Origin of the sequence: Nonomuraea sp. NPDC048901 (genome assembly GCF_040649695.1) — a bacterium.
Lineage (GTDB): Bacteria > Actinomycetota > Actinomycetes > Streptosporangiales > Streptosporangiaceae > Nonomuraea.
Window position 1 is genome coordinate 190822 of sequence record NZ_JBEZFW010000020.1, and the last position, 10554, is coordinate 201375.

Annotated in this window: 9 protein-coding genes; 7 read left to right on the plus strand and 2 right to left on the minus strand. The window is 71.1% G+C overall.

Translation table 11 applies throughout. The annotated features are described in order from the left end of the window. Nucleotides 1–4: 4 nt before the first annotated feature. From AB0C30_RS47255 to AB0C30_RS47265, 3 genes are read left to right on the plus strand one after another with little or no spacing between them, the layout of a single operon-like run. Entirely contained in the window at nt 5–3211 is a 3207-nt protein-coding gene (locus AB0C30_RS47255) for a family 78 glycoside hydrolase catalytic domain (protein ID WP_357956681.1), read from the plus strand. A gap of 48 nt (nt 3212–3259) precedes the next feature. Continuing rightward, nucleotides 3260–3670, plus strand: coding sequence for a hypothetical protein (locus tag AB0C30_RS47260; RefSeq protein WP_357956683.1), 411 nt, complete (start codon nt 3260–3262; stop codon nt 3668–3670). Continuing rightward, nucleotides 3663–4322: an alpha/beta fold hydrolase gene (locus AB0C30_RS47265; protein WP_357956685.1), complete on the plus strand. Its 660-nt coding sequence runs from the start codon at nt 3663–3665 to the stop codon at nt 4320–4322. The genes AB0C30_RS47260 and AB0C30_RS47265 overlap by 8 nt, the downstream gene beginning before the upstream one ends. Nucleotides 4323–4361: 39 nt before the next feature. Here the strand turns inward: AB0C30_RS47265 and AB0C30_RS47270 are convergent, their stop codons facing one another. After that, complete coding sequence (locus AB0C30_RS47270; protein WP_357956687.1) at nt 4362–5336, minus strand: LLM class flavin-dependent oxidoreductase; 975 nt, start codon at nt 5334–5336, stop codon at nt 4362–4364. A 63-nt stretch (nt 5337–5399) separates the two neighbouring features. Here AB0C30_RS47270 and AB0C30_RS47275 point away from each other — a divergent pair, with 63 nt between their 5' ends. Beyond that, nucleotides 5400–6071: a TetR/AcrR family transcriptional regulator gene (locus tag AB0C30_RS47275; RefSeq protein WP_357956689.1), complete on the plus strand. Its 672-nt coding sequence runs from the start codon at nt 5400–5402 to the stop codon at nt 6069–6071. 19 nt (nt 6072–6090) lie between these two features. On the opposite strand, the gene AB0C30_RS47280 is transcribed toward AB0C30_RS47275, so the two are convergent. Further along, nucleotides 6091–7620 carry a carboxylesterase family protein gene (locus tag AB0C30_RS47280; protein WP_357956691.1) on the minus strand — a complete coding sequence of 510 codons (1530 nt, stop codon included), beginning with the start codon at nt 7618–7620 and terminating at the stop codon, nt 6091–6093. 69 nt (nt 7621–7689) lie between these two features. Between AB0C30_RS47280 and AB0C30_RS47285 the strand changes: the two genes are divergently transcribed. The 3 genes from AB0C30_RS47285 (at nt 7690) to AB0C30_RS47295 (ending at nt 10408) form a co-directional block, all read left to right on the plus strand. Beyond that, entirely contained in the window at nt 7690–8289 is a 600-nt protein-coding gene (locus AB0C30_RS47285) for a helix-turn-helix domain-containing protein (RefSeq protein ID WP_357956693.1), read from the plus strand. Further along, entirely contained in the window at nt 8286–9914 is a 1629-nt protein-coding gene (locus AB0C30_RS47290) for a CocE/NonD family hydrolase (protein ID WP_357956697.1), read from the plus strand. Before AB0C30_RS47285 ends, AB0C30_RS47290 begins: the two co-directional genes overlap by 4 nt. An 80-nt stretch (nt 9915–9994) precedes the next feature. Then, nucleotides 9995–10408 (plus strand): hypothetical protein, encoded by a 414-nt coding sequence (locus AB0C30_RS47295; RefSeq protein WP_357956699.1) that lies wholly within the window; start codon nt 9995–9997, stop codon nt 10406–10408. Nucleotides 10409–10554: the final 146 nt, after the last annotated feature.

Below are 10554 nucleotides of genomic sequence, written 5' to 3' on the forward strand. Positions count from 1 at the left end.
ACCTGTGTCCCGATTACGTCGCCGGATACGTACGCTCGCGAGCCTGGGATTCGCCCTCGCGCTCTCGCCGCCTCTGGGAACTCCGGCGAGCGCAGCACCTCTCGTCCAGGTGGTCGACCTGAATGTGGACGGCAGATACGACCAGCCTCTCGGCCTCGACGACCCCACCCCGTCGGTGGGGTGGCGGATGAAGGAGACCCGGCAGGCCGCCACGCACCCCTGCTACCGGCCGCCCGCACGAGCCGCGTGTCCGGGTGACGCGCAGACCGGCTACCGGATCCAGGCCGCGACCAGCGACGCGAACCTCCAGCATGGCCGGCTGATCTGGGACTCCGGCAAGGTGGACTCCGCTGTCCAGACCGGCGTCCGCTACGCCGGCCGGCCGTTGGGTTCGCGGCAGCGGGTCGTCTGGCGCGTCCGCGTCTGGGACGCCGACAAGACGCCGTCGGACTGGAGCAAGCCCGCCTCCTGGGAGATGGGTCTGCTGCGGCAGAGCGACTGGGGCGCGGCGCGCTGGATCGAGTACCCCGGCCGGACGGAAACCCAGCCCATGCCGATCTTCGCCCGCCAGTTCGGCGTCGACCGCGGGAAGCAGGTGGCCGGCGCCCGTCTTTACCTGTCCGGCGTGGGCCTGCAGCTGCCGACCTTGAACGATCACCGGCTCAGCGACGAGGTGCTCGCCCCCGGGTACGCGAACTACCAGCTCTCCAGCGAGTACCGCGCCTATGACATCACCGATCACCTGCGTGCCGGAGCCAACACCCTCGGCGTCCGGCTCGGCAACGGCCCCGCCTATGTGCGGCGCAGTGTCACCAATGCGGCCGTCGGCCGCACGGCCCCGTACTCGTGGTGGCAGAGCCAGCTGAAAGGCGCCGGCGCTCTGGCCGCCGACGCCGGGGCCGGCGCCACGACGGTGAAACTGACCGACGTCGCCAACTACCACGTCGGCGGCACCATCAACATCGACACCGGCGACGGCGGCGACCACCTCGAATCCCGTACGATCACCGCGATCGGTTCGGCCGGCGCCGACGGGACGGGGATCACCTTCACGCCTGGGCTGTCCAAGGCGCACGCCTCCGGTGCGACGGTGACCGGCTCGGGCAACAACATCGCCGCCGGCGACGCGAGCGCCGGCGCCGCCGTCACTCCACGCATGATCGCGCGGCTGGAGATCGCCTACCGCGACGGGTCCACGGACGTCGTCGTCTCCGACCGCGGCTGGCGCACCGCACTCGGCGCCCTCGTCACCGACGCCTGGTATTCCGGTTCGGACTATGACGCACGGCGCGAGCAGGTCGGCTGGGACCTGCCGGGCTCGGACCTGTCGGCCACCGCCAAGCGCCGCGACGGCTCGGCCACCTCGTGGGTGAACGCGGGGATCGCGCCGCCCCCGAACCTCGCCACCCAGCTCGTCGCCCGCGCGGCGGAGCCGGTCAAGGCGGTCGAGACGTTCACGCCGGTCTCGATGACGAACCCGGCCCCGGGCACCTGGGTGTTCGACCTCGGCCAGAACATCACCGGCTGGCCGCAGCTGAACCTCAAGGGCACCGTGCCCGGCGGAGTCACCATCCGGATGTCCCCCGCCGAGTCGCTCGCCCCTGACGGAACCGTCGACCAGTCCTCGATCATGGGCGGAGGCGGCTCGCGGGGCCGCGACCTGTTCAACACCTACACCACGGCCGGACTCCGTGGCGGGGAGACCTGGCACCCCGACTTCAACTACTTCGGCATGCAATGGATCCAGGTCACCGGCCTGCCGGAGGGCTACACCCCGGCCAAGGACCTGGTCAAGGGCATCCGCCTGCAGGCCGCGACGCCGGTGGCGGGTGAGGTCACCACCTCCAGCGCGCGCGTCAACCGCGTTCACCGGATGGCCAGATACTCCTTCGCCTCCAACATGATGTCGGTGTTCACCGACTGTCCCGGACGCGAGAAGCTGTCCTACCCGGCCGACTACACGATGCCGATGGGCGCCATCCATCGCAACTACCAGCTCGCCGCCTACCTGCGGACCACGATCCGGCACCTCGTCGAGGGACAGTCGATCGCCGACACCCCGATGCGCGGCAACGTGGCGTTGAAGACCCCGGTCTACGACTGGGGCTACAGCGGACGTTTCGGCGACGAGATCAACTGGGGCGACGCCATCATCCTGGTCCCGGCGCTGCTGTACGAGCTGTACGGCGACACCTCGACGATGGCCCGTTACTACGACCGGATGGTGGCCTTCGCCGGCTACATCCAGCGCGAGAAGGCGGGAACGGGCGAGGACGCGCACATCGTCGACGCCGCCCTCGCCGACTGGGTCGCGGCCGACCAGACCTCGGGCCGGATCACCGGCACCTGGGGCTACTACGTCATGATCACGAAACTGGCCACGATGGCCGGGCTGACGGGTCACACCGACGACGCCGCCCGCTACCAGGCGCTCGCCGGTGACATCAAGAACGCCTTCAACGCCCACTTCTACAACCACGAGCTACGCCGCTACACCAGCGCGGGCGACGCCGGGGCCACCGGCGCCACCCAGACGGCACAGGCGCTCGCCCTCGACGCCGGGCTCGTCCCCGACGGTGAACGCCCGGCGGTCCTCGACGCGCTGGTCGAGCTCGTACGCGCCTTCGACCCCAACGGCGACGGCCCGCACTTCAGCGGCGGCACCATCGGCATGGCCCCCACTGTCCGCGCGCTGGCCGGCGGCGGCCGCGACGACGTCCTGTGGGAGCTGTTGCAGGGCGACGACCAGCCCAGCTACGGCTTCTTCATGCAGCCCACCACCGCCAACCCGGACGGCATGACGACGATCGGCGAGAACTGGAATCGCGGGGCCTCGAAGAACCACATGATCCTCGCGCAGATCGAGGAGTGGTTCCACACCGGCCTGGCCGGCATCCGCGAGGCCGGCGGCTCCATCGCCTACCGGCGCCTGGTCATCCAGCCCAAGCCGGTCGGCGACCTCACCTCGGTCAACGGCAGCTACGAGACGCCGCAGGGCATCGCCCGCTCCGCCTGGACCCGAGGCGAGCGATGGTTCAAGCTGACGGCCGACGTCCCGGCGAACACCACCGCCGAGGTCTGGGTGCCGGCCAAGAACGCGCGTTCCGTCGTCAGCCCACCTCGGGCCACGTTCCTGCGGATGGAGGGTCCGTACGCCTTGTACAACGTCCCGTCCGGTTCGTTCACCTTCGTAGCGGCAACGGCTGGCTGATCCCTTGAGGCGGTAGCTAGTCGACCCAGCACGCCCTACCCGCTCCGGGTGAGCGTGCCCCGAGGTCGCGGTCGCGTCACCGTACTGCCGTGGACCGCCGGCACCACCCAGCGAGTCAGCGGGCTGAGCAGCGTCGCGGACTTCATCGCCGGCACCGTGGCCGACCGGATCGGCGACGCGCGGATCTTGTCCGCCGAGTTCGCGACCAGCGTCGAAATCGTGGTCGGGCGGTCCGGCGACGCCCTCGTCATCCATCTCATCAACCATTCGGGCGGCCGGCCGGAGCGGCTCATCGACCCTGTACCGATCCGCGGCCGCCTGCGCATCCCCCATCGGGTGGCCGGGGATCGGCCCGTGGTCACGTCGCTGTCCGGGTCTTCGTGCGAGGTCGGCACCGAGGCGGACGCGCTCGTGATCGACGTCGAGGTGGGCGCCGTCGAGGTGATCCGCGTTGGCTGAGCGCGGCGTGCGTCTCGAACCCCGCACCGGCCGGGAATCGGCCGGGGACGCCGCCGACGGGCCCTTCCGGCTGGACGACCTCGTCGATGATCTCGTTCAGGTGCTCGACGGGCTCGGGCTCGACCAGGCGCACCTGGCCGGCGTCTCCCTCGGCGGGATGGTCGCCGCACGGGCGGCCGCCCGGCACCCCGGCCGGGTACGCAGCTTGACGATCATCTGCTCCGCGCCGGTGCTCCCGCGCGGCTCCTGGATCGAACGCGCGGCGACCGTACGCGGCGCCGGGCTCGCCGTGATCCGCGACACCGTCGTCAAGCGCTGGTTCACCCCGGAGTTCGCGTCCCAGAACCCGGACGTCGTCCGGCGCTACGGCGCCATGCTCCTCGCCAACGACGCCGAACAGTACGCGCGCGCGTGCGAGATGCTCGCGGCGGCGGACGTACGCGACGACCTCGCCGACGTGACCGCGCCGACCCTGGTCATCGGCGGCTCGGCCGACGTCGCCACCCCTCCCGCCAGCCAAGAGCTCTATGTGGCCGGCATACCGGGGGCACGCCTGCTGATCCTCGACGACGTCGCGCACATGGCGACGGCCGCCGTGCCCGCGACGATCGCGCGCGAGATCATCGGGCACGCCGCGCCCGTCTCCAGCTGATCCTGACGAGCCAGGTGCCCCGGTCCGTCGTGGGCTCTTTCAGCTCATGACGGTGGGCAGTACCTCCTCTGTCAGGCGGCGGAGCTGGCCTCGCTGGTCCCAGGAGGTGAGGCGGAGGATGAGGTGGGTGGCGCCTTTGTCGAGCAGGGCGCGCAGGTCGGCGGCGCATCGCGCCGGCGGGCCCGCGGCGGTCCAGGACTCGATCATCGGCGCGGCGACCTCGTCCTCGTCCTCGTGGGCGGCGATGAACCGGCTCGTCTCGGCCAGGCATTCGGCCCGGTCGTCGCCGATGTTGACGTTGTGCATGGCCACGACGGGGAAGGTCGCGGGGTCGCGGCCGGCGGCGGTCAACTCCTCCCGCAGCCGGGACCACAGTCCTTCGAACAGGCCGGGCCAGCTGCCGGCCGTCATCCAGCCGTCCGCGAGCGTCGCCACCCGCCGTAAGGCGCGCTCGGCGAAGCGCGGATCCCACGGGTTGGCCGCGATGAGGATGGGACAGGGGTCCTGCAGCGGGGTGGGGGCGATGAGAAGGTCCTTGTAGCCGCAGAATCGCCCGTCGAAGTCGATGGGCTCGCCGCTCCACAGCTCGCGGCAGAGCGCGATGTTCTCTTCCAGGCGAGGTGCGCGTTCTCGATCGGGCACGCCGAAGTGCGCGCCCTCCCTCGCGCTCACCCCGTCGCCGACGAGCCCCGTGCAGGCGCCCAGGATCATCCGGCCGCCGGAGAGGTGGTCGAGGGTGGCCCATTGGTAGGCGGTGACGGCGGGGTCGCGCAGCGGGAAGCTCGCCATGCAGGACGTGCCGAGCCGGACCCGCTCGGTCATCGCGCTCAGGGCGCCGAGGAGAGACAGCGCGTCGGGGCGCGGCTGGGCGGTCAGGCTGTCGCCCACCCAGACCGAGCTGAGGATGCCGCTCTGTTCAGCGGTCACTCCCAGCTCCAGGAGTTCGCGGATGCCGCCGAGGCCGAACAGGGCGCCTCGCTGCGGGATGAGCAGGCCGAACCGGGTGTCGAACATGATCCCTCCGTAATCCAACAGTGTTGGTTTTGGCTAGGATCGTAGCAAGCGGAAGGAGAGGGTGTGGCGAAACCTCGGCGTGGCAGGCCGGCCGCAGGCCCGCATCTGACCGTCGCGGCGCTGGTCGCCGCCGCCCGCGAGCTCGTACGCGAGGAAGGTGTGGACCGGCTGAGCATGCGTCGCCTGGCGGCCCGGCTGGGCGTGGACGTCTCCTCGCTCTACTGGCACGTCACCAGCAAGGAGGCGCTGCTCGACCTGGTCGCCGACGACCTGCTGAGCGAGGCGCGCTGGCCCGACCCCGCGCTGCCCTGGCGGGAACGACTGCTCGGCGCGTTGGCCGAATACCGCAGGCTGCTGCTCGACCACCGCGACGCCGCCCGGATCCTGGCCGGGCGCTGGGTTCTCGGCCGCAACACGCTGCGCAGCCTGGAGGCGATGCTGTCGGCACTGCTGTCGGCCGGGCTGGACACGCGTGCGGCCGCTCAGGTGGCCTTCCTGCTCAACAGCTACGTGACCGGCTTCGTCCTACAGGAGCTGAGCCCGATGAACTCCGCCGAGGCCGAGGGGGCCGACCCCGGCGAGGTGCTGGCTCGCATGAACGCCACCCTCAAAGCACTACCGGCCGACGAGTTCCCCAGCCTCGTCACGGCGGCCGACGACCTGACCGCCCGCACCAACGACGAGCGCTTCGAGCGCGGGGTGACGCTCATGCTGGCGGGTCTCACCGCCTTGTGACCGCTTGCCCTTTTGGGCCTCAGGCGGTCAGCAGGGGTAGCGGCTCGAAGGTGTGGTCCTGCCACAGGCGGCGCGAGGTCTCCTCGGGGTAGGCGGTGACGGACGATGTCGTGTCGAAGACCTGGGTCAGGCGCTGCCGGGGGTCGTACGCGGGCCAGCCCGGGTCGCCCGTGCCGGCGAAGGCCGTCCAGGCCGGGCGGATCTGGGCCGTCAGTGCGCGGGCCTCGGCGGTGTGCTCCGGGCCGATGGCCACCGGGCCGAGGTGGGCGTCATAGGTGCCGAACAGCAGCGGGCCGTCCAGGCCATGGCAGGCCCGCAGCAGTCCGCCCGTGCCCGGGGACTGCCAGGTCAGGTCGTACAGGTACGCCTGCCCGCCCCCGGCGACCTGGGCCTCGGCCAGGTGCAGTGTCGGCATGCGGAACAGCCAGTCGCTCTGCACGAGCTCGAACAGGTCCTCGGCCGACGCGTCCGGGAACGCCGCGCGGTAGGCACGTTCGCCGTCCTCGCCCGGTCCGTAGCGCCGCAACGTCTGCGCCGCCAACTCCTCGGTGACCTTACCGAACAGGTTGCCGAGGAGCAGGAAGGTCCGCCACTCGTCGCGGTTGTGGCCGATGATCAGCTTCACGTCCCGTCCCGCGCCGCGGGCCAGTCCCTCCCAGGGCGTGACCGGCAGCACCTCGCCGTCCACGACGGGAGAGTAGAGGGACAGGGTGTGCGCGAAGGAGTCCCAGCGGTCCTCGTACTGCCGCATCTTGGCCGTCAGCGCCTGGCCGACCGCCGGGAGTTCCCGCGGATCCACGCCGGACAGCTCTTCGACGGTCGGACGCAGGCCGGCCTCGGCGGCGATGGCCGCCCCGACGTCCCGGGCCAGTGCGCCGGACAGGAACGTGCCCGGCAGGCTCTGCCCGACAGCCCGCCGGAACAGACCCGCCGCGCTCGGCATGACCATCAGCGAGGCGATGGACCCGGCGCCGGCCGAGTCACCGAGGATGGTCACCTGACCGGGGTCGCCCCCGAAGGCCGTGATGTTGTCCCGCACCCACTCCAGGGCGGCCACCTGGTCGAGCAGGCCCCGGTTGGCGGGCGCGCCCTCGATGCCGGCGAAGCCTTCGATGCCCAGGCGGTAGTTCAGCGACACGAACACCACGTCGCCGTCGCGGACGATGTGCCGGGCGTCGTAGCCGGGGCTGCCGGAGAAGCCGAGCTTGTAGGCGCCACCGTGGATCCACACCATCACCGGGCGGCGGGCGGCCGGGTCCGGGGCGGGCGTCCAGACGTTGACCGTCAGCCAGTCGTCACCCGGGCCCTTGAAGGTGAAGAAGTCCCCGCCGCCACGGCCACCCATGTCCGTGTCCTGCGGGACCGGCGGGCCGAACTCGTCCGCCTCTCGTACTCCGTCCCAGCGGCGTGCGGGTCGCGGCGCCTGGAAGCGGGCCGCGCCGATCGGGGGTTCGGCGTACGGAATGCCGCGGAAGACGGCCAGGCCGTCCTCGGTACGGCCGCGCACGACTCCGGCGGTGGTGCGAACCTCGGGCTCGACTACGGACATCGCTGGGCTCCCTTAAAACGGCTGATTTAACAGTTGTCTATTTTCTAACACATGTCTAGGGTTGGCGGCGTGCAAGTCAGACAAGACCGCCGGGTGCTCCGCTCTCGCGCCGCGCTGATGGCCGCCGCGGTACGCCTGGTGTCCGAGCGCGGCACCACGGCCCTTCCCGTCGGGGATCTCTCCGATGCCGCGAACGTCAGCCGGCAACTGGTCTATCTGCAGTTCGGCGACCGTGACGCGCTCCTCGTGGCGGCCGCGGCCGACCTGGTCGAACGGGAGCTCATTCCGGAGGTGGGCGACGACAGCGCGCCACATCGCACGCGCGTGCTGGCGATGGCCCGGCACTTCGCCCGGCACCGGCCCTTCTACCGCGCGATGCTCACCGGATCCTGCGCCTTTCCCATGACCAGGGCCCTGAACAGGCTGTTCGGCTCGCTCATCACCACGACGGGCCTGCGGGAGGTGTTCGGCGACCTCGACGACGACACGGCCCGGGACCTGGCGAGGATGATCACCGGCGGCACCGGCGCGATCGTCAACGACTGGGTGGTCGACGCCGACGACCCCCTCGACCCCGAAGAACTCACGGACCGCCTGCTACGCCTCTCGACGGCGTGCGCCCGCGGCCTCCCTGACCTCACCCCTTCCGCCGGAGGCCGCCCCCGATGAACCTGAACAGCCACTTCGTCCAGCGCATGCTGCGTCTGCCCCCGCCACTCACCAGGGATCTGACCGTCGAGCGCGACCTGCGTGTCCCGATGCGCGACGGAGCGGTCCTGCTGGCCGACCGCTGGGCCCCGGCGACAGGCGGCGACGGCCTGCCGACCGCGCTCATCCGCGTCCCCTACGGCAGATCCGGTCCGACCGCGGCGCCGATGGTCCGGCCGCTGGCCGAACGCGGCTTCCAGGTCCTCATCCAGAGCACCCGTGGCACCTTCGGCTCTGACGGCCCCTTCGACCCGCTGCGCTGTGAGCGCGAGGACGGCCTCGACACCTTGGACTGGGTGATCGAGCAGCCTTGGTTCGGCGAGTCGATGATCCTGGTCGGTGCCAGTTACAGCGGCTTCACCCAGTGGGCGGTCGCCGACGCCGCGCCGCCCCAGGTCAAGGCCATGATCCCGGGAGTCTCCGAATCGGCCCTCACCCTGGACTTCCTGCACGGGGACGCCTTCTCCCTGGAGACCCCGTTCGTCTGGGGCGTACAGGTGGCCGGCCAGGAACGCAGGTTCGGCATGCTGCGCCAGCTGCTGGGCGGCAAGAAGGTCCAGCGCGCCCTGCGCACGCTCCCCTTGAACCAGGCCGACACCGCCGTGCTCGGCCGCCACTACGACTACATCCAGAACATCCTCGTCCACGACGCCGACGCGCCATTCTGGCGGGGCCTCGACCACCGCCACCGGGTCGCGGACATCACCGTGCCGGTGAGTACGGTCGGCGGCTGGTACGACATCTTCCTGCCCGGCCAGCTCCGCGACTACCGCGCTCTGCGGAACGCTCGTCTCACCGTCGGCCCCTGGGCCCATATCTCCATGGGCGTGGGCCACACCTACACCGCCGAGGCCCTCGACTTCGGCCTGGCCCTGGCCAGGGGCGAGCAGCCGGCCGAACGCGCCCCGGTACGCCTGTTCGTCATGGGCGAGGACAAGTGGCGCGACTTCCCGTCCTGGCCGCCGCCGGGGTACGAGCCCCAGCGCTTCCACCTTCAGCCGGACGGCGCCCTCGGCACCGAGCCACCCGCCGACTCCTCCCCTGACGGCTACCGCTACGACCCGGCCGACCCCACCCCCGCCGTCGGCGGCGTCCGCATGGCCTTCGGCGAGAAGGCCGGCCGCGTCGACAACACCGCCCTCGAGGCCCGCCCCGACGTCCTCACCTACACCACTGCCGCGCTGGACGACGACGTCGAGGTCATCGGCGACGTCAGCGCCGAGATCTTCTTCCGCTCCAGCCTCCCCTTCGCCGACGTCTTCGTCCGGCTGTGCGACGTCGACGCCGACGGCCGCTCAACGAACGTCTGCGACGGCCTGCGCAGTCTCACCGGCGCCGACGAGACCCGCACGGCAGAAGTGCGGATGTGGCCGACGGCGTACCGCTTCAAGCGCGGGCACCGCATCCGCGTCCAGATCTCCAGCGGCGCCTTCCCCCGCTACAACCGCAACCCCGGCACCGGCGAACCCCGCGCCACCGCCACCACCCTCCGCGCCGCCGACCAGCAGGTCTTCCACGACCCGCGGCACCCGTCGGCGGTGCTCCTCCCCATCCGCCGGACCACGTCGGAGAAGTCCGGGAAATGACCGGCGCAAGCCCTGGTGACGGCAACCGCGCGTTGTGAGGCTGGCTGCAAACCGCTCTGTCGAACTCACAGGGAGATTCGATGAAGACAGCAGGCAAAACACGGTCCACGGCCCGCGTCCTGGCGACAGCGACCGTACTCGCGACAGCTCTCGCGACCACCATCTCACCCGCATCGGCCGGCGCCAGTGCCACCCAGGCGGCCGTGGCCCGCGCTCCGGCCGGGGTCAGCGTCTGCCTCGGGCTGTGGGCCGCGTACAACGCCATCCTGCTCAGGCACCTGGGGGGCCGTTGCAGCCCCCTGGGCACCTACCACATCCATGTCTGGGGCGGCGGCCGCGACATCAACTACCCCACCTACACCTACAACAGCGCCATCAGGGAATTCTCCTATACCTGGCCGGTGCCTCAAGGGACCAACATCTGCGCCGAACTCTGGTACCACAAGCCCGGCGGCGGCTATGAGAGCTGGGGCCTTCCCTGCGAAGAGATGTGACTTCCCGACGAACCCTCATGGAGGTGGGGGGGGGGGGGGGGCCCCCCCCCCCCCGGGGGGGGGGGGGGGGGGGGCGGGGCGGGGGGGCGGAGAGAGCACCCGAGATAAAGAACCGGGGCAAGAGCTGGTGGGGGGGGTCGTTAAGA

Excerpts from the sequence above, each read along its gene's own strand:
- AB0C30_RS47270 (WP_357956687.1), bottom strand. The coding sequence starts at position 5,336 with ATGTTCGACACCCGGTTCGGCCTGCTCATCCCGCAGCGAGGCGCCCTG.
- AB0C30_RS47280 (WP_357956691.1), bottom strand. The coding sequence starts at position 7,620 with ATGTCCGTAGTCGAGCCCGAGGTTCGCACCACCGCCGGAGTCGTGCGC.
- AB0C30_RS47290 (WP_357956697.1), top strand. The coding sequence starts at position 8,286 with ATGAACCTGAACAGCCACTTCGTCCAGCGCATGCTGCGTCTGCCCCCG.
- AB0C30_RS47295 (WP_357956699.1), top strand. The coding sequence starts at position 9,995 with ATGAAGACAGCAGGCAAAACACGGTCCACGGCCCGCGTCCTGGCGACA.